A 25,842-nucleotide genomic window follows, 5' to 3' on the forward strand; every position below is an offset into this window, starting at 1 on the left:
TGCAAACATGACGGATCTGGCAGTGTGCGTGCACGGACATTTTTATCAACCCCCGCGGGAAGATCCGCTGACGGGTGAAATTCCGCTGGAACCCGGCGCCGCGCCGTACCGCAACTGGAATGAGCGTATTCACGCCCAGTGTTACCGCCCCAACGCGGAACTGGGCAATTTTGAACGGATCAGCTTTAACCTGGGACCGACCCTGGCGCAGTGGATGGCAGAGGAAGACCCGCAGACCCTGGCGCTGATTGTGCAGCAGGAACGCAGCAATTTTCTGCGCTACGGCGTAGGCAACGGTATGGCGCAGTCGTACCACCACACGATTTTGCCGCTGGCCCAACGGCGGGATAAGGTGACGCAGGTGCGCTGGGGGGTGGAGGATTTTAAATACCGCTTTGGGCATGTGCCCCTGGGGCTGTGGATGCCGGAGGCCGGGGTGGATATGGAAACGCTGGAAGTGCTGGCCGAGTGCGGCGTGCAATTCACCATTCTGGCCCCCTGGCAGGCGCGTCAGGTCGTGGATAACCGCTGGCCGTACCGCGTGGCGCTGCCGGGCGGGCAGCACATGGCGGTGTTCTTTTATGATCAGGAATTGAGCATGCGGGTCAGCTTTGACCCGGGGGCCACAGTGAACGGGGACAGCTTTTTGCTCAGCCGCCTGCTGCCGCGCTTTGACCCCAATTTGGAGCGGGACCAGATATTGACCATCGCTTCGGATGGGGAGCTTTACGGCCATCACCAGCCGTTTCGCGACAAATTTCTGCAATATTTACTGACCGGTGCGATGGAACGCACCGCGGTGCAGGCTGTGTACCCGGCCCTGTGGCTCAAAAAATTCCCGCCGCAGACCGAAGTGGAAATTGTGGACGGCACCTCGTGGAGCTGCCACCACGGCATTCTGCGCTGGAGCGGGGACTGCGCCTGCACTCCGCACGCGGATTGGAAAGCGCCGCTGCGCCAGGGGCTAGACCGCCTGGCGGCGATGATTGACGAGCAGTACGAATCGGCTCTGCGGCCGTGGGGGGTGGACCCCTGGGAATTGCGCCACCGCTACATTCATGTGCTGCTGGGGCAAACGACGGTACGCGATCTGGCGGGGGAGATGGCGCGGCGCACGCTGACTGAGGAAGAGGCGCACAAGGTGGAGCTGCTGCTGCAAGCCCAGAATGAACGCCAGCGCATGTTCGCCTCCTGCGGGTGGTTTTTTGACGATTTTGACCGGATTGAGCCGCGCAACAACGTTTCTTACGCGGCCCAGGCGGTATGGATTACCTATCTGGCGACGGGAGTGGATTTGAGCCGTCCGGCGGCAGATCTTTTGGCGCCGGTGCGCAGTTGGCGTTCGGGACTGCGGGCGGATACGGTCTTTCAGCATACACTGGAACGCCACCGCATCAGCCAATGGGCAGCGGATTAAAATGAAAACGGGCGCGGCACACTGCCGCGCCCGTCTGTGTTGGTTGGGGGTTACTTTTGAACCGCGGACAGTAGGGCTGCCACCTGGTAACCGGAAGTTTCTTCGGCGGCTTCCAATTGGTGCAGGATGTCGTGCACGCTGAGAATGCGCTCGACAAATTGGCTGGCGGTGGCCTGCGGATCGGCGCTGGCATCCAGCACGGCCAATAAGCCCATCCATTGGATGAATTCCACAAACGATTCATGGTTGAACCACAAGACATCCTGATAGCGGTTGACGCCCAGGAAGGACTGCACATTGGGGTCCGACAGCCAGGATTCCAGGATCTGCGCCAGGGGCTGATGACCGGTGCGTTCGAACCAACCTTGCTGATGGGTGAGCAGGGAGAGGGCCAGCACCAGGCGGTTGGCCCGCTCGGGGGCCACGCCCAGTTCTTTGTAGGTTTCTGAGAGGATGCGACCCAACTGCCATTCTTCGAACCAGCTCAAGCTTTGGGAGATGCTGTCGGGGCCGGGGATCATCTGCCCCAGGCCGCGTACGAAGACCCAGGAGAACAAGCCTAGCCAACCGGTGGGCTCTTCGATGAGGCCGCTTTGCAGAGCCTGAACCGCGGCGGTGTAGCGGCGCGAACCGGGCAGGGGGTAGCGGGTGGTGAGGATGGGCAGGTGCAGCAGGGTGTCCAACTGGGCGCGCAGCTCTTGCTGAATGGCGGCGCGGCCGGCATCCTGACCGGTGAGATGGGCGATGCCGTCCAGGAGGTGATCCATCTTCTGCGCTGCCACGGCGAACAGATCCTGGGGCAGCTGGGCGTCTTTAACCGTCAGGCGCTGCTGGTACAGGTAGTCCAGATAAGCAGGGTGGGCGATCTGACGGAAGGGGGTCTGCACCGGCTGGAGCAGCAAGGTTTCCAGGGCTTCTTCGATGCTGGGCACGCCGCGGCCTTGAAGGGCTGCGCACAGGTGCTGATAAGAGTGGTGGGCGTTGTCCTGCACCTCGCGGAAATCCATGAAGACGTGCGCCTGGTAGGCGTGCAGGTCCAGATAAAGGCCCTGGGTTTGCACCTCGCGGCTGGGGCGGATGAACTCCAGGTTGGTGACCGAGTCGCGGAAGAGGACGTAGCTGTTGGCGCCGCCGCGCAGGTTCAGGCCTTCGTACAGGCTGCGCTGCACCACGCGGCGTTCGCTGCCCTGCTTTTCAGCGGTGGCGGCGGACATGCGGATCCAGCCCTGGGTGGAGGCGAAGCGGTTGTGATACACCACTAGAGCGCGTTCGCCGCCCAGGCCGTTGGAATAGGCGTAGACGTCTTCGTTGACGCCGCCGGAGGTGAAGAAATCGTAGAGCAGGAAGTGGTCGATGCCCGCGAACAGGGCGCGGCGGTGGAGCAGGGGGAAGATTTCGCGCTCGTGGCGAGCCACCAGGTGGGGGTCTACGGCCTCTTCCCAGTAAGCCCGGCGGAATTCCATGCCGTATTTTTCCGAAAAGCCTTCCACCTGGCCGTGGCCGAACATGGGCAGGCCGGGGAGGGTGGCGAGCATGATGCAGGTTCCGAAGTATTTATCACCTTTGCCAAACTGATCTACCGCGGTGCGCTCATCGGGGTTGTTCATGAAGTTGACGAAGCGCTTGAGGATTTCCGGCTCAAATTCGAGGGTGTTCTTCATGATGGTGCGGTACTTGGCGTTGTCTTCGTTGCGCAGCAGGTTCATGAAGGCGCTGTTGTAGACGCGGTGCATGCCCAGGGTGCGCACGAAATAGCCTTCCATCAGCCAGAACGCCTCTGCCAGCAGCAGGGTGTCGGGGGCTTCCACGGCGGCGCGATCCACCACCTCGCGCCAGAATTCGATCGGCATGAGGGCATCAAACTGCGCGCGGGTGAGGCCGTGTTCGGCGCGGGAGGGGATATCGCCGCCGGAGCCGGGTTCGGGGAACCACAGGCGCTGATAATGCTTCTTGGCCAGGGTCATGGCAGCGTCGAAGCGGATGATGGGGAACTTGCGGGCCACATCCAGAATGGTCTGGATGATGGCTTCACGCACTTCGGGGTTGAGGTAGTTCAACTGGGCGGTGTCGTTCCAGGGCATGCTGGTTCCATCGTTGCCGTGGTACATGAAGCGGGTCTGGCCGCTGGAACGATCGTGCCATTTAAAGACCACCGAGGCGTCTGTACGGTCAAAATAATGATCCTCCAGCTGAATTTCGATGCGCGGATCGGGCGACAGGTCGGGGCCGTTGAAGGAGTAGGAGGGGAAGGGGGAATAATCCAGCGAGACGAAGCGGTCGGGGTGGTAGAGCACCCAGTTGGAGTCGATACCCATGTGGTTGGGGACCATGTCGCTGGCCAGGCGGATACCGCGCTGCCAGGCGCGGTCGCGCAGGCTGCGGTAGGCGTCCTCACCGCCCAGATCGGCGGCGATGGAATAAGAAGATAAGGAATAGGCCGAGGCGATGGCTTCAGGGTTGCCGCACAACTGCTTAATGCGCGCGGAAGCCTGACTGCGTTCCCACAGGCCGATGAGCCACAGGCCGGTGAACCCATAGCGGGCCAGACGGTCGAGTTCTTCATCGGGGATTTGATCGAGGGTGTGGATGGGACGCTTGTAGGTTTTGGAGAGCTGGTCGAGCCACACGTAAGAATTTTTGGCCAGGAGCACCAGGCGGGGCATCCATTCGCGGTCGGGGCTGAAGCGCTCGGCCTCCAGTTCCGCGGCGGAGCGGTCGTAGAGGGGGATGGGGATGGGGCCGGGGCCGAAACCGGCGAAAGACAGCTTTTCTTCTTCTTTCACCAGGTCGAGGCTGGAAAGCAGGCGGTAAAGATAGCGCCCCAAAAGCTCACCCCAGCGGGTGCGGATGAACTCCAACTGGCCGGTGAGGGAATGGGGCACGGCCACGGCGGGGGCGCGCAGCATGTCGATCAGATTCTGCTGGTCGGGGCCGAAGGGAGGCTGGGCATCAAAGAAGGCATGCAGCTCCTGCAGGATGGGCAGGTAGGCGCTTTCGCCTTGCAGGTTCTGGTCGTTGAACAGCTCTTCGTACTCGCTCATGGCGGGATTCTTGTTGGCCACCCACAGCATGAGCATCTCTTCGAGGGCCAGGACTGCATTGGGCTGGCCTTCGCTTTCGCCCTGCAAGTCCTCTTCGGCGCTGACTTCGCGGCGGTACACCGCCACCGGGGGAAATTCCTGGTTGAACTTCAGCAGGGTTTGGTGCACCGTCTGCGCGCCGAAACGTGCGTTGAGATGTTCGAGGGCCTGGCGCATCACCGTGGGGTTGACCTGGCGGCGGTAGAGGGCCATGACGTGGTGCAGGATTTCGTCAATGAGGCCCATAGCGTTGATCTGCCCGGCGAGCACGGCGCGTTCGGGGAAGTGGATCAGGTCGCGGCGCTGGTTCATCTTCTGCGCAAACAGGCGGGCGGCATGAAAATTAGCAAAGAGAACGCTGCCTCTCAACGAAAACAGCGATTGATCCAGTTGATAGCGGTCGCGTGCTTGTCGGGAAATATGGAATTCCATGCCGTCCCTCCGGGAAATTGGTTTGGCTTAACCAGCATGAGCCCTGCCTGATTTGATTATATCAGAGGGCTTTGACACTGCACGCAGAAAACGGCGGGCTTTTTCCTTAGCGGATGACTTCGATCCCCAGGGCCTGATAGGGGGCAACGACCTCATCGGGCACATCCGCGTCGGTGAGGATGGCGGCCAGGTCTTGAATGGGGGCCACTAGGAAATGCGTGACCGTGCCCAACTTTTCAGCGGAGGCCAGGGCCACCACCTCGGCGGCATTGGCGATCATCACACGCTGCACATAGGATTCTTCCAGGTTGTTATTGGTGACGCCGTTTTCGGGATGGAGGCTGCACACGCCCAACATGCACAGATCGGCGCGCATGCGCTGGAGGGTTTCCACCGTGTCGGCGCCGATCGTCACCAGGGAGTATTTATCCAGGCGTCCGCCGACCAGGATGACCTCGACGCCGGGGTGATCGGCCAGGGCAGCCGCGGCGGCGGGGTTGTGGGTGATGATGGTGGCCTGCAGGGTGGGAGGCAGGGCCGCGGCCAGCTGGGTGTTGGTGGTGCCGCCGCCCAGGAAGACGACCATGCCGGGTTGGATGAGGGCGGCGGCCTTATGGGCGATGGCCACTTTGGCAGGCGAGAGGGACCGCTGGCGGTTGGCGTAACTGGTTTCGGCGGGGGAGCGGGGCAGGGCGCCGCCGTGCACGCGCTGCAGCAGCCCTTCGGCGGCCAGCTCGCGCAGATCGCGGCGGATGGTATCTTCGGAAGTGTTCAACTCCTCGCTGAGCGATTTGGCCAGGACGCGGCCGTCGCGCTTGAGCTGGTTGAGAATATACGTGCGGCGTTCCGCGGTTAGCATGAGGACACCTCGCTGGGTAGGGCTGCGGTTAATTGCATGAAATCCCTTGACAATGCACGATAATCAACATAAACTCATGATATATACGTATTTTACACGAAATTGCACGAATGACAAGGATTTTTTATGGGCCAACGTTTTGTGCGGGACTCAATCACCTGGTTATGCTATCTGCTGTTGGGCTATTATGCCTATTTGATGGACATTTTGGGGCCGGTGACGCCCTATTTACGGGATGAACTGCATGCCAGCTACACCCTGGCCAGCCTGCATTTCAGCGCCTTCGCGGTGGGGATGTTGGGGGCGGGGCTGGCGGCGGAGCGGGTGCTGCGCCGCCTGGGCCCGCTGGCGACCATCTGGCTGGGGGCGGCCGGCATGGGCACGGCGGCTTTGGGCCTGGCGCTGGGGCGGAGTCCCTGGGTGACGATTGGGGCGGCGCTGGTGATGGGTTTTTTGGGGTCGCTGACCCTCACCACCATCCCGGGGCTGCTTTCGGCGCGCTACGGCGAACAGCGGGCCATCGCGCTGACCGAGCTGAACGTGGCCGGCAGCCTGGCGGGGATGGCGGCGCCTTTTGCTGTGGGGTTATTGGCGCGAACCGCCTGGGGCTGGCGGGCGGCTGTGCTGGCGGCACCGGTGCTGCTGCTGGGGCTCTGGCTGGGGCTGCGCGGCAAAACCCAGGGGGCTGCGCCGCTTCCGGCCAAGGGCGCAGCTGTGCGCCGCAGTTTGCCGGGGGCATTTTGGCTGGCGTGGGTGCTGATTTTTCTGGTGGTTTCGGTGGAGTTCTGCATGGTGTATTGGGGGGCGAACTTTATGGAACAGGTGGTGGGGCTGAATCGCGCGGACGCGGCCCTGACCGGCACGCTGTATTTGGGCGCCATGCTGCTGGGGCGCTGGCTGGGCAGCCGCATGCTGCGCTGGGCGGCTCCACGCTGGATGTTTTTGGGATCGCTGGCCGCGGCGGCGGCGGGCTTTGGACTGTTCATCGGCGGGGGGACGGCACCTGCCCTGGCGGGTTTCTTCCTGACCGGGCTGGGCGTGGCCAACCTGTACCCACTGGCCTTGTCCTCGGCCCTGGCGGCGGCCGGTGAGGCGGCAGATCAGGGCAGCGCGCGGGCCGCGCTGGCCTCCGGCACGGCCATTTTGGGGCTGCCGCTGCTCTTGGGGGCACTGGCCGACGCGCTGGACCTGCGCACGGCTTTCTGGCTGGTACCGCTGCTGCTTTGCACAGCCCTGGGCCTGTTTGTTTATATTCAACGGCAAAACTACCCCCGGCCTTCTCTGGAAGGTGTAAAATTGGGGGCTGGCAGCAGTAAATGAGACGAGAGGTGAATATGAAGGTACGCGGTGTTTTATTTGATATTGACGGGACGTTGGTGGATTCGTTGGAGCTGTGTTTGCGCGCGTTTCAGGTGGCTTTGCAGGAACTGACCGGCGAATGGCTGCCCGCGCCGCAGATTACGCGGTATTTTGGGGTGAGCGAAGAAGGTATTTTGGACCGTATGGTGCCGCATTTTCCCCAGGCGGAAACGGTGTATTTTCGCGTGTTTGAGGATTTGCACCAGGATCTGCGCGAGGTCTTTCCGGGGATGCGGGAACTATTGACCCGCTTACAGCAGGCGGGCGTCCCGATGGGGGTGGTGACTGGCAAGGGCGCGCGCGGGGCAGAAATTGCCCTGAAGGCGCTGGGCTTGCAGGACTTTTTCCCGGTGGTTGAGGCCGGCAGCCGCCTGCAGGCGGATAAGCCCACCTCCATGCACCTGGCTCTGGCGCGGCTGGGGCTGCGCGCGGAGGAGTGCGCTTATATCGGCGACACGGTGTACGACATGCAGTCGGCAGCGGCGGTGGGCATGCTTCCGGTGGGGGCGGCCTGGGCCAAAACTACCAATTTGCGCGCTGAAGAGCCTGGCGAAGCGCGGGTGATCTTCACGCGGCTGGCGGATTTTTACGCCTGGGCGGAGGAGACCCTGTGTCCTGAAGCGGTGGCGGGAGATTAGGCATGAATTACGAGATTATCGCGTCCCTGGGCCCGGCCAGCGCCGCGCCCGAAACCTGGCGGGCGATGACCGCCGCGGGGGCCAGCAGCTTCCGGCTGAACACTTCCCATCTGGAAGCGGCCCAACTGGACGGCTGGCTGGGAGGGCTGGAAGCCTTCTGCACGCGCGAACAGCCGCACATGCGGGTGATCCTGGACCTGCAGGGCAGCAAGTGGCGTTTGGGGGCGTTTACCCCCTTCACCTTGCAGCCGGGGCAGGAGGTGATGCTGTCGCGCGGGGATGAATGCGCAGAAGGCGGCTGCCTGCCGGTTCCGCACGCGGATTTCTTTGCCGCGGCGGCGCAGTGCGACGGGCGGGTGGCGCTGAACGACGCCCGTATCGTGCTGGAAGTGCTGTCGGCGGAAGCGGAATGCGTGCGTGCGCGGGTGCTGGTGGGCGGCGAGATTGTGCCGCGCAAGGGGATCACCCTGGGCGGCGCCAGCCAGCGGGTGGAACAGCTGGGAGACCGCGACCGGGCGGTGGTGGAACGCACGCGGCACCTGCCCTGGGTGGGGTATGCTGTTTCTTATGTGAAAGATGCAGCGGAAATGCGCCGTTACCGGCAGATTTTCGAACCGCAGGCGCAATTAATTGCCAAGCTGGAGCGGCGCTCCGCGGTGGAGGGGGCAACCGAAATTGCGGGTGCAGCGGACGGGCTGTGGCTGTGCCGCGGCGATTTGGGGGCCGAACTGGGGCTGCGCGGCATGGCCGAGGCCGCCTGGGAATTTGCCCAGGAGGTGCGCATTTTGCCGGTTCCGGCGGCGCTGGCTGGGCAGGTGTTGGAGCACATGACCGCGCACGCCGAGCCGACCCGCTCTGAAATCACCACCATCTACGCGGCGCTGGCTCAGGGCTACCGCGGGCTGGTGCTTTCGGATGAGACCGCCGTGGGGGCGCACCCGGTGGAAAGTGTGCGCACAGCAGCTTTGTTCCGGCGGGAAGCCGAATGAGACTTAAACCAAAAACTGGCGGATCGCCAGTTTTTGGGCAGTGGAGATGGCGGGAATCGAACCCGCGTCCGAAAGAATCGACCCTCGAATATACTACGAGCGTAGTCACTCCGTTAATCTCGCATGCGGCAGGTGGGGTAACAGTCCCCGCCGGTAGCCAGCCACTCGGGCCCGAAAGCCCTGCTTATGCGCGGATTGCGGCATTCCGCGCGGCACTCTGGCATTGTTTCGCCTGCTCCGCGCCGGTCAGAGCGCGGCAGCGGGCAGACGTGGCCCATCGAGGGGCCATGCGCTAGCTCATCGCCTAGGCGGCGAGGGGCATAGCAGCGTAGGAAGTGCGGTTGGCACTTAATGTTTTGTGCTGATTTTACGAGGTCGGCACCTCTCGGCTCGCAATCCGGGGCCAGCCTCTCCCGTCGAAGCCTGTCATCCCCGAGCTACTTGAATTATACCTGATTTTCGGGGGTGAGGGTACAATTAGACTTGCGCGCTTAGGCGGCACATTTTTCAACACTGGGAGGATGTCGGGATGATCACCTTCTTGAAAAGCGCGGAAAATCGCCTGGAAGTGATTGGTGAAGCGATTCAAAACTGTTGGATTCACGCAGTGGATCCCACGACAGATGAAATTGAGCGGCTGACCGCCCTGGGGGTTCCTCAAGATTTCATCACCTACCCGTTGGACCTGGACGAACGCTCCCGTACGGAGCGTGAGGACGATGGAACCACCTTGATCTTGATCCGCATCCCCTTCTACGAAAGCGAAAAAGCGGATGTGCCCTTTGGGACGATTCCCTTGGGGATTATTTTGACTGATCAGTTTATCTTGACTGTTTGCCGGCGGCCAAACGATATTTTGCAGGAGTTTACCAGCGGGCGCATCCGCGGCCTTTCGACGGCCAAGCGCTACCGGTTTGTGCTGCGGCTGCTGCTGCATACGGCCAGTAAGTATTTGCTGGATCTGCGCGAGATCAATAAGACTGTCGATATTTTGGAAGACCGTCTGCAGGCTTCCATGCGCAACAAAGAGGTGCTGGATCTGCTCAAGTATCAGAAGAGCCTGGTGTACTTCACCACCGCGCTGCGCGGCAACCAACTGGTGTTGGAACGCTTGCAGCGCGGGCAGATGTTCCGCATGTACCCGGAAGATGAGGATTTGCTGGAGGACGTCATCACCGAAAACCAGCAGGCGATCGAAATGGTCAACATCTCCAGCAATATTTTGAGCTCGATGATGGACGCTTTCGCTTCGATTATTTCCAATAATCTGAACGTGGTGATGAAATTCCTGGCGTCGGTGACGATTGTGCTCAGCATTCCGAACATCATCACCAGTTTTTACGGTATGAACGTGAGTCTGCCGGGGGAGGAATGGCGCTGGATGTATCTGGCCATTTTGGCGGCCATGGCGGTGACCTCTCTGGTGGTGGTGGCCATTTTTGCCAAGCGCGACTGGTTCTAAGATGTCTTATATGCTCTGTGAATGCAGCAGCCTGGTGAATGCTCGCCGGGCTGTTGTTATTATACAAAGATTTTACGCGGGGCTTCCAGGGGGGTACAATTGGACAAAAGTACTGCGAATTGGGAGCGCCGGATGACATTCTTACGATTGGAAGGGTTGAGCAAAGCCTATACCGAAGGGGGGAAGCGCCGCGTGGTGCTCAACGCAGTGAATTTGAGCGTGGAGCGCAGCAGCCTGACGGCCATTTTGGGTAAGAGCGGCAGCGGCAAGACCACCCTGCTGAACCTGATCAGCGGCATTGACACGGCGGACAGCGGGCAGGTGTGGGTGGAGGGGCTGGAGCTGACCCGGCTGAGCGATCAGGAGCGCACCCTCTTCCGGCGTGAGAAGATCGGTTTTATTTTCCAGTTTTTCAACCTGATCCCAACCCTGACCGTTTGGGAAAACCTGACCCTGCCGCTGGCGCTGAACGGGCGCATGAACGCAGCAGGCAAGGCGCGGGCTGAGCAGCTTTTGGCGGAGGTGGGCCTGGGCGGGCGGCAGGCCACCTACCCCGACCGGCTTTCGGGAGGTGAGCAGCAGCGCGTGGCCATCGCCCGCGCCCTGGTGCACGATCCGCTGCTGGTGCTGGCGGATGAACCCACGGGCAATTTAGATGAAGACAGCGGCGGGCAGATTATGGAACTGCTCAACCGCCTGACGCGCGAAAACGGCAAGAACCTGTTCCTGGTGACGCACAGCCTGGAGGCGGCGGCCTACGCCGACCGGCGGCTGCGCATGCACGAAGGACATTTGGAAGAGGCGGCAGCATGAGGCCGAAGGTGTGGATGCCGGCGGGCTTGTGGCTGGTGGGCTGGCGCTATCTGGCGCGGCACCGCTGGCAGAGCCTTTTGATGGTGCTGGGGATCGCCTTGGGCGTGGCGGTGATGGTGGCGATTGACCTGGCCAACGCCAGTGCCAGCCGTGCGTTTGAACTGAGCACGGAGGCCGTGGTGGGGCGGGCCACGCACCAGATCCGCGGTGGGCCGGAGGGGATGGACGAGGAGATTTATGTGCGGCTGCGGCGGGCCGGGCTGGGCATTCCTCTGGCGCCGGTGGTATCCGAGACGGTGTTTTCAGAGACGCTGGGGAACCGGCCTTTGCAGCTTTTAGGGGTGGATGCCTTCGCTGAAGCCCCCTTCCGCAGCTATGTCAGCGCGGGCGGGGCGCTGCCTGTGGAGTCCTTGAGCACCTTTTTCCTTCAGCCGCGCACGGTGCTGCTGCTGGGCGAAACCGCGGAACGCTACGGCCTGGGGGTGGGCGACCGCTTCCGTGTGGAAGTGGCTGGGCGGCAAACCGAGATGGTCATCGCGGGGCTGCTGGACCCGCCGGATGCACTGACACGCCGGGCGCTGGACGGCGTGCTGCTGGCGGATATCGCCACGGCGCAGGAGGTGACTGGGCGCCTGGGACGCCTGGACAGCATTGATCTGATCGTGACGGAGGGGCAGACAGCGGTGCTGATGCAGGCGGCGGGCATGCTCCCTGCCGGGACGCGCCTGGGGCCGGTGGCTGAGCGCAGTCAGGCAGTGGAGCAGATGACGGCGGCGTTTCAGCTGAACCTTTCGGCTTTGAGCCTGCTGGCGTTGGTGGTGGGTCTGTTCCTGATCTACAATACGATGACGTTTTCGGTGGTGCAGCGCCGTGAGCTGTTCGGCACGCTGCGCTGTTTGGGCACCACGCGGCGCGAGGTGTTCTGGATGGTGCTCTCGGAGGGGGTGACGGTGGGCGTGCTGGGGGCCGCGCTGGGCATGCTGCTGGGGGTGTGGATGGGGCGGCAGACGGTGGGGATGGTGACGCAGACCATCAACGACCTGTATTTTGCCACCACCGTGCGCGAGGTGGGGGTTCCCGCGGCCAGCCTGGTGAAAGGCGGGGTGGTGGGGGTTTTGGCCACCACGGCGGCGGCGCTTTTGCCCGCCTGGGAGGCGGCCAGCGTGGCCCCGCGGCTGGCGCTGTCGCGCTCCGGATTGGAATCCAAGGCGCGCCGGGCGGTGGTGTGGACGGCGCTGGCCGGGATCGGGGCCATGCTTTTGGGGGTGGCGGCCTTTCAACTGCCGGGGAACGGCATTCTGACCGGTTTCGGCGGGCTGACGGCTGTGCTGGTGGGGTTTGCCCTGCTGGCGGCCATCAGCCTGGTGGGGCTGATGCGCGGCGCGGCCCCGCTTTTGGGGCGGCTTTCCGGCTTTTTGGGGCAGATGGCCCCGCGCAACCTGGTGAACGCCCTCAGCCGTACTTCGGTGGCGGTGGCTGCTTTGATGGTGGCGGTGGCGGTGACGATTGGCATGACCCTGATGATCGATTCCTTCCGCCACACGGTGCAGGTCTGGCTGGCCAGCACCCTGATGGGGGATGTGTATGTGTCGGTTCCCAGCACCACCGGCACCACGCCGATGACGGCGCTGGACCCGCAGGTGGTGGAGACGGCGCGGAGCTGGCCGGGGGTGGAACGCATGTATGTGACCCGCTCGACGATTTTGGATGGGGAACAGGGGAATGTGCACGTTTCGGCGATGGACAATCCCGGCATTGAAAACGAGCGCTACTATCAGGCGCTGTTTGTGCCGCGCGGGCAGCTTTGGTCGGCCATGCAGGCCGGGTCGGTGGCCGTTTCGGAGCCGCTGGCGCGCCGCCTGGGCCTGATGGAAGCGGGCGCGGTGCTGCGCCTAAACACCCGCCAGGGCTGGGCGGCGTTTCCGGTGGCGGCGGTGTTTTATGACTACGCTAGCAGCGAGGGCAGCCTGCTCATGTCGCGGGGGGTGTATCAACGTTACTGGGCGGATGAGAGCGTGACGGCTCTGGATTTGCGCCTGGGGGCGGGGGTGGAGGCCGACGGATGGGCGCGCGAGCTGCAAAGCGCGCTGGGCGGCCAGCAGCGCCTGTTGGTGCGCTCCAACCAGACCCTGCGCGCGGATGTGCTGGCGGTGTTTGACCGCACCTTTGCCATCACCCTGGCGCTGCGGCTCTTGGCCACGGTGGTGGCCTTTATCGGCGTGCTCAACACCCTGCTGCTGCTGCAATTTGAAAAACAGCGCGAGGTAGGCATTTTGCGGGCCTTGGGGCTGAGCGGCGGCCAGCTGTGGAAGCTGGTGATGCTGGAAACGGGGCTGATGGGCATGACTGCCGGTCTGCTGGCCATGCCCACGGGCTATGCGCTGGCCCTGGTGCTGGTGTATGTGATCAACCAACGTTCCTTTGGCTGGACGCTGCAATTGGATATTCGCCCGGAGGCGTTTTTAACGGCTTTCGGCTGGGCGCTGTTGGCCGCGCTGCTGGCGGGGATTCTTCCGGCGTACCGCCTGGGGCGCATGCCTGCGGCTGAGGTGATCCGCTATGAATGAGGTCAGACGATGAGACGATGGTGGCTGCTGGTGATGATTGTGGCGGTGTTGGGGGTGTGGCTGGGGCTGCGGCCGCGGACTGTGCAGACGGCGCAGGGCGGGCTGGTGGGGCTGCCCGCCAACCCGGCGGGCTTTGCGCAGGCGGAGCCGGGGCGCACCTTCACCTTTCCTCGTGATCACGGCCCGCACCCGGAGTTCCAGACGGAGTGGTGGTATTACACCGGCAATCTGAAAACCGAGGACGGGCGCGAATTTGGCTACCAATTGACCTTCTTCCGGCGCGGGCTGGCAGCCCTGACAGAGATTCCGGAGCGTGCCTCGGCCTGGGCGGACGGGCAGGTGTACATGGCCCATCTGGCGCTGAGCGACGTGGGCGCGGGCGGCTTTTCGGCTTTTGAGCGCTTTTCGCGCGGGGGGGCGGGGTTAGCGGGGGCGCAAGGTGAGCCGGGTTTCGCCGTGTGGCTGGAGGATTGGCGCGTGGAACAGGTGGGCGAGGGGCGCTACAACATGAACGCGCGGGCGGGTGAGGTGAGCCTGGCACTGACGCTGGAGGACAGCCAGGGGCCGGTTTTGCAGGGGGAGGAGGGCTTTTCCCGCAAGGGGCACGGCCAGGGCAACGCCTCGTATTACATCAGCCAGACGCGCCTGCGCACCGCGGGCACGGTGGGTGTGGGCGGGGAGACTTTTGCGGTGATGGGGGAAAGCTGGATGGATCACGAGTTTTCCACCAGCGCGCTGGGTGAAGGGCAGGTGGGTTGGGACTGGTTCGCCCTTCAGCTTTCGGACGGGAGCGAATTGATGCTCTTCAGCCTGCGGCACGCCGACGACCCGCAGAAGACAGTCTACAGCGGCACGCTGATCCGCCCGGACGGCAGTACGCGGGTTTTGGGGCGGGAAGATTTTTCGTTGGAGGCAACGGACACCTGGCGCAGCCCGCACAGCGGGGCGGAATACCCATCGGGGTGGGTGGTGCGGCTGCCGGAGGAGGGCGTTGAGCTGCGCATTGAACCGAAGATAGCGGATCAGGAGCTGCGCCTGTCCTTTGTGTATTGGGAAGGGGCGGTGCGGGTGAGCGGCAGCCGATACGGTCAGCCGCTGAGCGGGCAGGGGTATGTGGAATTGACCGGCTACGCCAGCAGCATGCAGGGGCAGTTTTAGACCGGAGGGATGCCCTCTGGACTCATTTTTGGGCCGTGAGTATGGGGATTTTGAGGTAATTCTGTATACTGATGCGTAAGGCGACTCGGTCTTATCCCGAACAGCACTAAGGGCAATATGAACCTATGGGTTCGACGCAACATCACGATGTTCGCTAAGTGCAAGTGTTTACAAGGAGACTAAAATGGCTGAGAACAAGACCAAACCGACTTCGGCATCTGTGGACGATTTCATCGCCAATATTGAGAACTCCCGCCGTCGTACCGATGCGTTGGCTGCGCTGAAGATCTATCAAGAGATCACTGGGCTACCTCCCGTTATGTGGGGACCTTCCATTATCGGTTTTGGATCGCTTCACTATGTGTATGAGACCGGGCGCGAGGGAGATATGCCGGCAGCCGCTTTTTCGCCGCGCATAGCTTCCCTGACTTTCTATGTCGGCGACCAATTCGAAGGTGCCGAGAAGCTCTACGCTTTACTCGGCAAATTTAAGAAATCTGTTGCCTGTCTATATATCAATAAATTAGAGGATGTAAATCTTAATGTCCTGACTGAAATCATCGCCAGGGATTACCGCGCGAATTCACCACAGAAATCGGATTAATGGATAACCGTCAAGAGATAAAGTTAGCGCCAGCATATCCAACAGCTCTTTAGAGCGCATGCGAATAATCCCTCCTCATGGGGAGCCTTTGGCCGCCCTGCTGCATGGCTGGTAATTTGGAGTGGTTTTAGAAGTGGGGGTGTGGGCGGAACAGGACTCGAACCTGCGACCCCATCCTTGTAAGGGATGTGCTCTAACCAACTGAGCTATCCGCCCAACGGGGCTTATTATACCCCGGAAAACGGCAAACATGCTACACTAAATCCGGGAAAGATCAAGCCACATCTCAGGTTGGGGAGGACGATCATGCGTTTTATCCGTTATCAGCGCGGCGGTGAAGCCCCGCGTTTTGGCTGGGCCTTTGAGGATCATGTCGGCCCCATCGAGGGGTCGCCGTTGGGCGATTACCGCCGCCTGGAAGCCGATATCCCCATCGAAACGGTGAAGCTGCTGGCGCCGGTGCAGCCGGGGAAAATTCTGGCGGTGGGGCGCAACTATGTGGAACACGCCCGCGAACACGGGGCCGAGGTTCCGGAACTGCCCCTGATTTTCCTCAAGCCGCCCTCCAGCCTGTTGGACCCGGGCGGGACGATTGAACTGCCCCCGCAGAGCAAGCAGGTGGAGCATGAGGCTGAGCTGGCGGTGGTGATTGGGCGGCGCGGGCGCTGGATTTCGGCGGAGGATTCCGCGGCCTATATTCTGGGGTACACCATCGCCAATGACGTGACCGCCCGCGATTTGCAGCGCAAAGATGGGCAGTGGACGCGCGCCAAAGGTTTTGACACCTTTTGCCCGCTGGGACCGTGGATTGAGACGGAGGTGGACATCGCCGATGTGCTGATCACCTGCCGGGTGAACGGCGAGATGCGGCAGATGGCCTCTTCACGCGAGATGGTTTTCTCGGTGCCGCAATTGATTGCCTTTGCCTCATCGGTGATGACCCTGGAACCCGGAGATATTCTGCTGACTGGCACACCAGCGGGGGTGGGGCCGCTGGCGGACGGTGACCGGGTGGAGGTGGAAATTGAGGGCATCGGCATCCTGGTTAACGGGGTGCGCAGCGCGCTGCCGCGTTTTTAGCGAGATCAAAGGGCTGCGATTACAAGATAGTTAGTATTTGGTGTTAAACCGCTCGAAACATGAATAGTTATTAGACAATTCTTGCCTTTAAAACAAGTGGACGGCTCTTGACAAGGCGGTTGAATTTCTCTATACTGAATACAGTACTTTGATAAGGATAAACGACAGGAAGCGTTGAACTTTGCATCTGAATTGGTCGCTTGGCGCGGTGGATGCGTCGGGTGCAAAGGGAGCTGAATAGCGAAACCGGCCTTTGTGTGTGGTCGGTTTTTTTATTGATAGCGCAAGGAGCTTCAGGGTAGGGGGTTGAGTGGAAGGGTTCTAACATATAAACGCAGGCTGAGCATTTGCTTTTGGTTTGATGCAGGTTAGACCTTCTTTTTACTCCAGCATGATGATGCGAGGAGGTATGGATGGATAAGAGCTTTTTAGATCTGCAATTTCGCGACCCTTCCAAAGCCGAGGGGGTTGATTTGGACGCGGTGGACGAAAGCCGCCAGCGGATTCTGGTGGTGGAAGATGAGCCGGATACCGTTTTTCTGCTGAAGCAGATTCTGCGTATCGCAGGCTTCAACGTGCTGAGCGCCCCCAACGGGCACGAAGCCCTGAAGAAGCTGGCGGAATACCAGCCGGATCTGGTGCTGCTGGATATCATGATGCCGGAGATGGACGGGTGGGAAGCGCTGAATCACATGCGCAAGATGAGCAATATTCCGGTGATCGTGATTTCAGCCCTGGGCAGTAAGGAAGATGTGATCCAGGGTTTCTCCGAAGGGGTGGATGATTACCTCGCCAAGCCGTTTTACAACGCCGAGGTGGTGGCGCGGGTGAAGGCAGTGCTGCGGCGGGCCGGCCGACCCCAGGAAGTGAGCCGCCTGGTCTTCCCGCAGGTGGATCTGGAAGTGGATTTGCTGACCCAGGAGGTGCTCTTTCACCGGCAGAGCATCCGCCTGACGCCCAAAGAATTTTCGGTGTTATCGGTGCTGGCCAAGCACTCCCCGGCGATTGTGAGCTATTCGACCATCTCGCAGTCGGTGTGGGGGGAGGACAGCCAGGATACGCGCAAGCGCACCAAGTATCTGGTGTATTTGCTGCGGCGGAAATTTGAAAAGGTGCAGCCGCGGTTTGAGCTGATTTTGAATGTGGACCGACTGGGGTATAAGCTGCAAAGCGAACCGTAGGGGTTTCGGAGGGCGGTTTCTTAATAATTGAGGTGCGTCCGCCGCAGGGCGCACCCTTTCTTTAACGGATGGTTGAGCAGCGTATGAAAGCATGGGTGAGCCGGTACAGCGCATATGGAATGTTAGGTGTGGGGTTGGTGCTGCTGGTGATGGGGGCGGCGGGGCTGGCTCGGTTGATCTGGCCGGTTGATGCACCTTCCGCGGCGGCCGATCTGAGCGGGGGAGACGGCTTTGTGCCTATGGAAGTGCCGGTGAGCAGCCTGGAAAATGCCCCGGGCCTGGTAACGCCCACGGCATCCCCCGCGGCGGCAGGGGCTGCACCGCAGGAGGATGCGGCCGAGGCACGCGCTCTGGCTGCCACACAGCGCGCACGAATCCCCGAAGCGCCGGTTCACCTGCGCATTCCCTCGGTGGGGCTGGATGCGCCGGTGAAGCCCGCCTCGGCGCGCAAGGTGTGGATGGCAGCGCAGCAGTACGAGCAGTGGACCGCGCCGGATGAATTCGCGGCGGGCTGGCACGCAGATTCGGCCCGCCTGGGTGAAATGGGCAATACGGTCTTGAACGGGCACCACAACGTGAGCGGCAAGGTGTTTGAGCACCTGGTGGACGTGAACGTGGGCGAGCAAATCGTGGTCGTGGGGGAAAAGGGCGGGGAATTCACTTTTGTGGTGGTGAACAAGATGATTCTGCCGGAGAAAGCGGCTAGCCCCGAAGAACGCCTGGAAAATGCACGCTGGATCATGACCTCGACGGATGAACGCCTGACCCTGGTGACCTGCTGGCCGGCGGATTCCAACACACACCGCCTGATTCTGGTGGCCAGCCCGCTGAATTGACCCGCTGTTGGAGACCGTGGGGGGAAAACCAAAACGCTGCCGGTGGGGGCAGCGTCTGGCGCGGGAACCGATAAAAACACCGATAACGACCGATAAAAACCGATAAGTCAACTGCCGAAATTACTGGGTAAGCACGATGTAATCGGCAAGATTGAAACGATCCCAGGCCATGTCCACGGTATCGGCTGGAGCCGGAAGGGGGGAGGCCAGCAGGAATAACCGTCCCCAGGAAGGTTCGCTGCCCTGGGCGATGCAGGTTTGCAGCACCAGGCCGCCGCCCGCGCCGTAGGTTTGGTGGAAGAGCTGGCTGCTGGTGAGCAGGCTGCCGCCGTTGAGGGAGCGGAAGTCGGATTGAGGGCTTGTGGGGGTGAGGGCCTGATAACGCTGAACGGCGTTGATCTGGTAATACTGCTGCTGACCGCCGCTGAGGATGACCACCAGAACGTCGCCGACAGTCAGCTGCTCAAAGACAGCACCAGCCAGGTGATTGTGAGCCAGGATGCCGCGCCCGCCAAACTGGCGCGCCAGGGCAAATTCAGTCAGGGTGTCGGGTTGGGAGGAAACGAAGCCAGCATCCCCGGCGGGCTGCTGCACCACGGGGTAGGCCAGTTTGTTTTCCACATACAGACCGGTGATTTGCCCGTCCTGGGCGGGTTCCAAAGCAGCCGAGAACTCATCCAGGGTAGGCAGGGGAGCAACTTCCTCATGCAGCGCAGCGGCCAGCGGTGTCCCTGTGACCGGGATGCGCGCGGCAGGCTGGGTCACCATCAGGTTCACCAGGAGGGGCCACAAGCAGAGGAAGGAGAGTTTTTTCAGGTTCATTCAAATCACTTGGTTATAAACTGATCATTGGTTTGGTTAGGATTTAGTTATATGATAATTTATATACGGTTACTATGCAATAGTTAAGGGCGCAAGCTTGCAAAAATGTAAATTCACTGCCGGGGTGAGGAGAAAATTAGAGAAAAGAGCGAGCCAGAGGGTTTTAAGATAGGCGGGCTTATGGTATAATCATCCGGTAATTCGCAACCTATCCCGGTGAACGTGCTAGGAGAAACAGTATGTCTGGACATTCAAAATGGGCAACCATTAAGCGCAAAAAAGGCGCTACGGATGCAAAACGCGGGGCCGTTTTTACCCGTCTGACTCGAGAAATTGTCATGGCTGCGCGTGAAGGCGGGGGAGACGCCGAATCGAACTTCCGGCTGCGGCTGGCTGTGGACCGGGCGCGTTCGCAGAATATGCCGAAAGAAAACATTGAGCGGGCGATTAAACGGGGTACCGGCGAAAGCAAGGAAGGCAACACGTTTGAAGAGGTGTTTTACGAAGGCTATGCCCCTCATGCTGTGGCGCTGATGATCCAATGCCTGACGGAAAACCGCAATCGGACGGTAGCGGATGTGCGCCACATTTTGTCGCGCTCCGGCGGCAATTTGGGCGAAGGCGGCTCGGTGGCGTGGCAGTTCAAGCGAATTGCTTATTTCTCCCTTCCGGCGGCTGGCTTGGATTTTGATAAGATCTTCGAACTGGCGGTGGAAGGCGGCGCGGACGACGTGACCAGCGACGACGAATCCATCGAAATTTTTGCGCCAGTCGAAAGCTTCAAAACTATCAGCGATGTGCTGCACAAAGCCAAAATCCAACCCGAAGAAGCCGAGCTGCGCATGATCCCCACTCAGGAGATGGAGCTGGATGTTGAGAAAACGCTTCAGGTGCTGCGCACGGTGGAAGCGCTGGAAGAGTTGGACGATGTGACCAACGTGTACTCTTCGCTGCGCATTTCCGAGGAGGCCATGGCGGCTTTGGAGTCGGAATAGGGCTATGTTGGTGGTTGGGATTGATCCCGGCACCGCCCGCACCGGCTATGGTTTTGTGGCCGAAAACGCCCAAGGAGACCTGGAGGCCGTGGCTTATGGGGTCATCGAGACTCCGGCCGGCATGGAACCCGAAAAGCGTTTGCAGATCTTGTATCGCGAATTAAATCAATTACTGCTTCTCCACCGCCCGCAGTCCGCAGGGGTGGAGAAGTTGTTTTTTGACCGCAACGTGACCACGGCGCTGGCGGTGGGGCAGGCGCGGGGGGTGGCGCTGCTGGCGTTGGTGGAAAACCAGGTGGCGGTGTCAGAATATACGCCCGTAGCGGTGAAGCAGGCGGTGGTGGGCTACGGCGGCGCGGATAAAAACCAGGTGCAGCAGATGGTGACGGCGCTTTTGGGGCTGGAAAAAATCCCCAAGCCAGATGACGCCGCAGACGCGCTGGCGGTGGCGATTTGCCACCTGCATTCCAGCCGTTTTGCACGCATGGCAGAATAAGGGCAGGGGCAAATGCAGATCACCAGCAGCGCGAACCCGAAGATCAAAGAAATCCGCAAACTGCGCGAGCGCAAGGCCCGCCAGGAAAGCGGCTTATTTTATGTAGAAGGCCTGCGGCATGTGATGGAAGCCAGCCAGCAGCAGGCTGGCATTGAGACTCTGGTGGTGGCGCCGGAACTGCTGACCAGCGCGGTGGGGCGTGAATTCGCAGCGGCGCAGGCGCGCCAGGGCGTGCCCGTGCTGGAGGTCAGCGCGGAGGTGTTCGCCGGACTGGCCTTAAAAGAAGGCCCGGTGGGGCTGGCGGCGGTGGTGCGGCAGCGCTGGTGGGGGGCCGAGGCGGTGCAGGGAGGCCTGTGGGCGGCGCTGGACGCGGTGGCTGACCCGGGCAATTTGGGCACCATTTTGCGCACGCTGGACGCGGTGGGCGGCGAGGGGGTGATTTTGCTGGATCACAGCACCGATCCCTACGACCCCACGGCGGTGCGGGCCAGCATGGGGGCGGTGTTCACCCAAAAGCTGGTGAAAATGAGCTTTGATGCTTTTGCCGCCTGGAAGCAAGCCGGGGGGCTGCCGGTGGTGGGCACCTCTGACCGCGGGCCGCAGGATTATCATTACCACACCTACCCTGAGGCGATGGTGCTGCTGATGGGCAGCGAACGCCAGGGTTTGCAGCCGCAGCATCTGGCCCTATGCGATGCGTTGGTGCGGATTCCCATGCAGGGGCAGTGCGACTCTTTGAATCTGGCTGTGGCGACCGCGGTGGTGCTGTATGAAATTTACAATCACCGGCGCGATCCACAGGCCGGGCAGTTGGGAGGCGAGCGATGATCGCGAGCGTGAGCGGGGATGTGCAGGCAGTTCTGGAAGACAGTCTGATCGTGGGCGTGGGTGGGGTGGGGCTGCGCGTGTTTGTGACCGCGGCGGTGCGCGCCCAGGTGCATGTGGGCGACGGGGTGTTCTTGTTCACCACCCTGATCGTGCGCGAGGACCTTTTGGCACTGTACGGCTTTGAGACCCAGGAAGAGGAGCGCTTTTTTAACCTGCTGTTGGGGGCCGACGGCGTGGGGCCAAAGCTGGCGCTGGCGGTGCTGTCTACATTAAATGTGGAAGCCATTCGGCGGGCGGTTCTGGCGGAGCAGGCAGATATTTTCAGCCGCGTGTCGGGGGTGGGCAAGAAGACGGCTCAGAAGATCCTGCTGCATTTGCAGGGCAAGGTGGGGGCTGGCAGCGGGCTGGAGGTGATGGCGCTGGGGGATGCGGATGGGGATGTGTTGGACGCGCTGACCGCCCTGGGCTACAGCGTGGTGGAAGCGCAGACCGCCATCCAGGCCATCCCGCGGGACGCGCCGCCGGACATGGAGACGCGCCTGCGGCTGGCGCTGCAATATTTCTCGCGCTGAGACCGAACTTTACACCGACAAACGACAGGTCAGCCCGTACACAAACGGTTGGCCTGTTTTTTTCGTCCCTACAGGGGGGAGGCGCGCTGGCCATCTATGGGGAATGTGGATTTAGAACTGCTCCTGACCAACTGGCCAGCCAAAATCTTAGCCAGGCGACCAAGCCCAGCCTCCACCGGCGTGGGGGGATGATGGGGGGTAAGGGGGGTATCATGGGTCGTGAAAGGAACTCAGCCATGAAGAAAACCATTTTACCCCTCACCCTGCTTGCCCTGACGGCCCTGGCCTGCAACATGACCGTTTCGTTTGCGCCCACCAGTCAGCCGGAGCCTGAACCCACCCGGGTGTCGCCCACTTTAACCTTGCCCGCCGCGCCGACGCAGGCCGTTCCCACGCAGCCGCAGCCGACGAGCGAAGTTCCCAATTTGCCGGAACCCACCGTTCCGCCGCAGCCGCTGAGCGGCTCGACCATCACGTTTCACCGGCTGACGGTCACCCTGCCGCAAACGGTGGCGAATGGGGCCAGCGGCAGTGAAATTCCCCGCAATGACAGCCCCGAGGCGGCTCAATGGCAGAAAACCCCCGGGCATTTGCAGGTCAGCCTGGACGGCTATTACGCACTGCAAGGCAAGACAAACCAGCCAGCGATCTACGTTTTTCCGGCTTTGGAATACGCTGAACTGGCGCCCGCTGCCTTTGAGAGCATCCACCGCCTGCGGAACTATCTCTATGATCCTAACAACGTTCCGGCTCTGGATCAGATGCCTGGTGTGCCGTTTATGAACGCCAAGATCTTGTTCGCTGCGCAGATCCTGCCGCTGTCTTTCCAGAACGGCACAGGCGTGCGCTACATCACCGAATACGCCCAAGGCCCGGTGCAGGCCAATAACACCGACCTGTTCTACAACTACATCGGCGTGACGGATGACGGAAACGACTATGTCGTGGTCATCCTGCCCATCACCAGCCCGGTGCTGGCCGAAAGCGGCGATCTGAACGCGCCCGTCCCCAGCGGCGGCGTACCCTACCCGGACAACGGGCGGGCGGATCCCTATTTCATCGCCATCAGCGACCTGCTCAACGTGCAGCCGGGCGGCAGTTTTTCGCCCAGCCTGGACATGCTGGACAGCCTCATCCAATCAATCTCGATTGCTCCATAGTCCGCAGCCGGAGCGAACCTCCCCCAGCCAGGGGTGCAAGCGCACCCCTGGCAGAAAGGCTACGAATGAAAACAACCCACCGCGATTATTCGGAAGAGAACGGCGATTTCCACCGTCTGGTGCGCTATTTTACAGCCGGCCCGCTTCCCCGGCGGACGCACAGCACCTGGTGCCTGGGCAGGCTGGTGGATTGGAAATACGCCTTGTATGAACGAAAGCGCGCCTACGCCTCGTTTTGCAACGAAAATGCGCACCTGTGGTTTGACGCTTTTGGCGAATTGGCGGGTTTTGCCGTTTTGGAGGGGGGAACGAGCGAATTTCAGATCCTGACCCTGCCGGGTTACCGCCTATTGTATCCAGAGATGCTGGAATGGGTTCTAGAAGCCGGGCGGGAACCACCCGCCCAATACGGCTGTGGTTTTTCAACCGAGGTGACGGAATTTCAGCAGTGGGAAATCGGGGCGTTGGAGCGGTGTGGGTTTCAGCGTGAGGATGAATTCTTCACGCGGCGTTTTGACCTGACGGGCGAATTGGCCCCGCGCATTCCGCTGCTGCCGGGATTTGAGATGGTGGACCTGCACACCTGCCCGGATTACCGCGCTCAGGCTCGCCTGCGCGCCAACGCTTTCCAAAAAAAGGCTGATCTCAGCGAAGCCGAGATGGAAGAACGCCTGCGGTTCTATAACCGCAATCAGAACAGCCCCATTTACCATGCGCCGACTGACCTGTGCGTGCGGGCGGCGGATGGGCGCTTTGCATCGGGCTGTGAGGCTTTGATCAACGCGCCCGGCATGGAGGCAGATATCGAACGGGTGTGCACCCACAGCGATTTCCGTCAGCGCGGCCTGGCTCGGGCGGTGATTTTGGAGTGTCTGCACCGGCTGAAAGACCTGGGCCTGGCGAACGCCTACATCACCGGCTACAGCCCAGCGGCTGTGGGACTGTACGGCTCGCTGGGCGCGGCGGACGAAGTGAGAGCCTATTGCTATGAAATGAAGAACTGAAACTGTCCACCTGACCAGTCCCGAACTCTCCCAAAATGGGGGAGGACGGGGCGGCCAGACCGGTATGATGACTATACCAAAATTCTTTTGACACCGGAGAACCCTATGACCTCATTCAACTTTTTGTCGATTGCCCAGGACGCCCGCCGGGTTACCCGCGGCACGCCGGAGATGCTGGCGGCACGCCAGATGGAACGGCTGAATGAACTGGTGGCCTTTGCGCGCGCTTTTTCTCCCTTCTACGCGGAAAAATACCGCGGCCTGCCCGATATCCTCAGCGACCCCCGCCAGCTGCCGCCGGTGACCAAACCGGAGCTGATGGAGCATTTTGATAAGGTCATCACGGATCCGGCCGTGCGCAAGGCGGATGTTCAAAAATATGTCGCGGATTTAGATAACCTGGGCAAACCTTTCCAGGGGAAATACATGGTGTGGACGACCTCCGGCACCACGGGGATGCCGGGTATTTTTCTAGAAGACAAGAATTGGGACACGGTGATCACTGCGGTGAACGTGCTGCGCATTGGCGGCGAATGGTACAACTGGGGTGTGATCAAGGGCATGATGGCAGCGGGCGGCAAGAGTGCCTCCGTTTTCGCCGGAAACGGCCACTTCTTCGGCGTGACCATGCTGGAACGGCAGCGCCGCAGCAACCGTTCGCGCGCCCAACGCATTCAGCTCATCCCCGTGACTCTGCCCATCGCTGAGATTGTGCAGCGCCTGAACGACCTGCAGCCGGCCATGTTCGCCGGATACGCCAGCGCCCTGGGTCTGCTGGCGCAGGAGCAATTGGAAGGGCGGCTGAGGATTCACCCGGCCATCGTGATCAGCTCCGCGGAACCGCTTTCGGTGGAAAACCGCGCGTTGATCCAGCAGGCTTTTGGCGTGCCGCCGCGCAACAACTACGGCTGTTCGGAAGGCGGGGTGATGGGGTACGAGTGCCGCCAGGGGCGGATGCACCTGAACGCGGATTGGGTGCTTTTTGAGCCGGTGGACGCCGCGTACCAGCCGGTGCCCGCCGGGCAGCTTTCGGACCGTACACTGATCACCAACCTGGCGAACCGCGTCATGCCCATCATCCGCTACGAATTGGGCGACCGCGTGAGCCTGGCGGAGGAGCCGTGCGCTTGCGGGATCACCCTGCCGGTGGTGAACGTAGAGGGACGCACCGATGAGATCCTGCGGTTTGCTGCACCGGAGGGAAAGACCATCCCCATCCTGCCGTTGGCGCTCTGGTCGGTGATCAAAGAAACGCCCGGCGTGCTGCGGTTCCAGGCCATTCAGACCGCGCCGGAACAGATCGAAATTCGCCTGGAAGCCAAAAACGCCGCGGAGGACGAACCCACCTGGGAACGGGTGTTCGCCAATACCCGCGCCTTTTTTGCCAGCCAGGGACTGAGCCAGGTGACCATCACGCGGGCGGCGGAAGCGCCCATGCGCGACCCCAAGAGCGGTAAATTTCGCAATATTTGGAAGAAATGAAGGAGGCC

Annotated in this window: 22 protein-coding genes, 1 tRNA gene and 1 other RNA gene; 19 read left to right on the forward strand and 5 right to left on the reverse strand. The window is 61.4% G+C overall.

Translation table 11 applies throughout. The features are described from left to right. Positions 1–7 precede the first annotated feature (7 nt). Positions 8–1,417 carry a DUF3536 domain-containing protein gene (locus ADN01_RS00365; RefSeq protein ID WP_062417992.1) on the forward strand — a complete coding sequence of 470 codons (1,410 nt, stop codon included), beginning with the start codon at positions 8–10 and terminating at the stop codon, positions 1,415–1,417. Between the two features lie 50 nt (positions 1,418–1,467). Here ADN01_RS00365 and ADN01_RS00370 read toward each other — a convergent pair whose 3' ends face one another. Both ADN01_RS00370 and ADN01_RS00375 read right to left on the reverse strand, forming a co-directional pair. After that, positions 1,468–4,929 carry an alpha-amylase family glycosyl hydrolase gene (locus ADN01_RS00370; RefSeq protein ID WP_062417993.1) on the reverse strand — a complete coding sequence of 1,154 codons (3,462 nt, stop codon included), beginning with the start codon at positions 4,927–4,929 and terminating at the stop codon, positions 1,468–1,470. Between the two features lie 106 nt (positions 4,930–5,035). Continuing rightward, the gene (locus tag ADN01_RS00375; protein ID WP_062417994.1) at positions 5,036–5,788 is read right to left on the reverse strand and encodes a DeoR/GlpR family DNA-binding transcription regulator; all 753 of its coding nucleotides are present in this window, start codon (positions 5,786–5,788) and stop codon (positions 5,036–5,038) included. 126 nt (positions 5,789–5,914) lie between these two features. Between ADN01_RS00375 and ADN01_RS00380 the strand changes: the two genes are divergently transcribed. Genes ADN01_RS00380 through ADN01_RS00390 form a run of 3 tightly spaced genes read left to right on the forward strand, consistent with a single transcriptional unit; the run spans position 5,915 to position 8,774 of the window. Continuing rightward, positions 5,915–7,108 (forward strand): MFS transporter, encoded by a 1,194-nt coding sequence (locus ADN01_RS00380; RefSeq protein WP_062417995.1) that lies wholly within the window; start codon positions 5,915–5,917, stop codon positions 7,106–7,108. Positions 7,109–7,122: 14 nt separating this feature from the next. Next, a complete protein-coding gene (locus ADN01_RS00385) occupies positions 7,123–7,785 on the forward strand; it encodes an HAD family hydrolase (RefSeq protein ID WP_062417996.1) in 663 nt (220 codons plus the stop codon). Positions 7,786–7,787: 2 nt separating this feature from the next. Then, a complete protein-coding gene (locus ADN01_RS00390; protein WP_062417997.1) occupies positions 7,788–8,774 on the forward strand; it encodes a pyruvate kinase in 987 nt (328 codons plus the stop codon). A gap of 38 nt (positions 8,775–8,812) precedes the next feature. On the opposite strand, the gene ssrA is transcribed toward ADN01_RS00390, so the two are convergent. Beyond that, positions 8,813–9,208, reverse strand: a transfer-messenger RNA (tmRNA) gene (gene ssrA, locus ADN01_RS00395). Between the two features lie 95 nt (positions 9,209–9,303). Here ssrA and ADN01_RS00400 point away from each other — a divergent pair. The 5 genes from ADN01_RS00400 (at position 9,304) to ADN01_RS00420 (ending at position 15,378) form a co-directional block, all read left to right on the forward strand. Continuing rightward, on the forward strand, positions 9,304–10,236 hold the full coding sequence (locus tag ADN01_RS00400) for a magnesium transporter CorA family protein (protein WP_062417998.1): 933 nt from the start codon (positions 9,304–9,306) through the stop codon (positions 10,234–10,236). 132 nt (positions 10,237–10,368) lie between these two features. After that, on the forward strand, positions 10,369–11,049 hold the full coding sequence (locus ADN01_RS00405) for an ABC transporter ATP-binding protein (protein WP_062417999.1): 681 nt from the start codon (positions 10,369–10,371) through the stop codon (positions 11,047–11,049). Then, a complete protein-coding gene (locus ADN01_RS00410) occupies positions 11,046–13,616 on the forward strand; it encodes an FtsX-like permease family protein (RefSeq protein ID WP_075070828.1) in 2,571 nt (856 codons plus the stop codon). The genes ADN01_RS00405 and ADN01_RS00410 overlap by 4 nt, the downstream gene beginning before the upstream one ends. A 9-nt stretch (positions 13,617–13,625) precedes the next feature. Continuing rightward, positions 13,626–14,774: a lipocalin-like domain-containing protein gene (locus ADN01_RS00415; RefSeq protein WP_062418001.1), complete on the forward strand. Its 1,149-nt coding sequence runs from the start codon at positions 13,626–13,628 to the stop codon at positions 14,772–14,774. Between the two features lie 184 nt (positions 14,775–14,958). Next, positions 14,959–15,378 (forward strand): DUF1801 domain-containing protein, encoded by a 420-nt coding sequence (locus ADN01_RS00420; RefSeq protein WP_062418002.1) that lies wholly within the window; start codon positions 14,959–14,961, stop codon positions 15,376–15,378. Between the two features lie 142 nt (positions 15,379–15,520). Here ADN01_RS00420 and ADN01_RS00425 read toward each other — a convergent pair. Further along, positions 15,521–15,594, reverse strand: a tRNA-Val gene (locus ADN01_RS00425). 90 nt (positions 15,595–15,684) lie between these two features. Here ADN01_RS00425 and ADN01_RS00430 point away from each other — a divergent pair. From ADN01_RS00430 to ADN01_RS00440, 3 genes are all read left to right on the forward strand, one after another. After that, entirely contained in the window at positions 15,685–16,458 is a 774-nt protein-coding gene (locus ADN01_RS00430; RefSeq protein WP_062418003.1) for a fumarylacetoacetate hydrolase family protein, read from the forward strand. A 413-nt stretch (positions 16,459–16,871) separates the two neighbouring features. Next, positions 16,872–17,639 carry a response regulator transcription factor gene (locus ADN01_RS00435; RefSeq protein ID WP_062418004.1) on the forward strand — a complete coding sequence of 256 codons (768 nt, stop codon included), beginning with the start codon at positions 16,872–16,874 and terminating at the stop codon, positions 17,637–17,639. Between the two features lie 83 nt (positions 17,640–17,722). Beyond that, on the forward strand, positions 17,723–18,475 hold the full coding sequence (locus ADN01_RS00440) for a sortase (protein WP_160318342.1): 753 nt from the start codon (positions 17,723–17,725) through the stop codon (positions 18,473–18,475). Positions 18,476–18,595: 120 nt separating this feature from the next. On the opposite strand, the gene ADN01_RS00445 is transcribed toward ADN01_RS00440, so the two are convergent. After that, positions 18,596–19,297, reverse strand: coding sequence for a hypothetical protein (locus tag ADN01_RS00445; protein WP_062418006.1), 702 nt, complete (start codon positions 19,295–19,297; stop codon positions 18,596–18,598). Positions 19,298–19,536: 239 nt separating this feature from the next. Between ADN01_RS00445 and ADN01_RS00450 the strand changes: the two genes are divergently transcribed. From ADN01_RS00450 to ADN01_RS00480, 7 genes are all read left to right on the forward strand, one after another. After that, complete coding sequence (locus ADN01_RS00450; protein WP_062418007.1) at positions 19,537–20,292, forward strand: YebC/PmpR family DNA-binding transcriptional regulator; 756 nt, start codon at positions 19,537–19,539, stop codon at positions 20,290–20,292. Positions 20,293–20,296: 4 nt separating this feature from the next. Beyond that, positions 20,297–20,788, forward strand: a complete 492-nt coding sequence (ruvC, locus tag ADN01_RS00455; protein ID WP_062418008.1) for a crossover junction endodeoxyribonuclease RuvC — start codon at positions 20,297–20,299, stop codon at positions 20,786–20,788. A 12-nt stretch (positions 20,789–20,800) separates the two neighbouring features. After that, positions 20,801–21,616, forward strand: coding sequence for a TrmH family RNA methyltransferase (locus ADN01_RS00460; protein ID WP_062418009.1), 816 nt, complete (start codon positions 20,801–20,803; stop codon positions 21,614–21,616). Further along, positions 21,613–22,188: a Holliday junction branch migration protein RuvA gene (gene ruvA / locus ADN01_RS00465; RefSeq protein WP_062418010.1), complete on the forward strand. Its 576-nt coding sequence runs from the start codon at positions 21,613–21,615 to the stop codon at positions 22,186–22,188. The genes ADN01_RS00460 and ruvA overlap by 4 nt, the downstream gene beginning before the upstream one ends. A 236-nt stretch (positions 22,189–22,424) precedes the next feature. Continuing rightward, positions 22,425–23,348 (forward strand): hypothetical protein, encoded by a 924-nt coding sequence (locus ADN01_RS00470; protein WP_062418011.1) that lies wholly within the window; start codon positions 22,425–22,427, stop codon positions 23,346–23,348. Between the two features lie 65 nt (positions 23,349–23,413). Beyond that, on the forward strand, positions 23,414–24,352 hold the full coding sequence (locus tag ADN01_RS00475) for a GNAT family N-acetyltransferase (protein ID WP_062418012.1): 939 nt from the start codon (positions 23,414–23,416) through the stop codon (positions 24,350–24,352). Positions 24,353–24,457: 105 nt separating this feature from the next. Next, positions 24,458–25,834 carry a phenylacetate--CoA ligase family protein gene (locus ADN01_RS00480; RefSeq protein WP_062418013.1) on the forward strand — a complete coding sequence of 459 codons (1,377 nt, stop codon included), beginning with the start codon at positions 24,458–24,460 and terminating at the stop codon, positions 25,832–25,834. Positions 25,835–25,842: the final 8 nt, after the last annotated feature.

It is taken from the genome of Levilinea saccharolytica, assembly GCF_001306035.1.
Classification (GTDB): Bacteria; Chloroflexota; Anaerolineae; order Anaerolineales; family Anaerolineaceae; genus Levilinea; species Levilinea saccharolytica.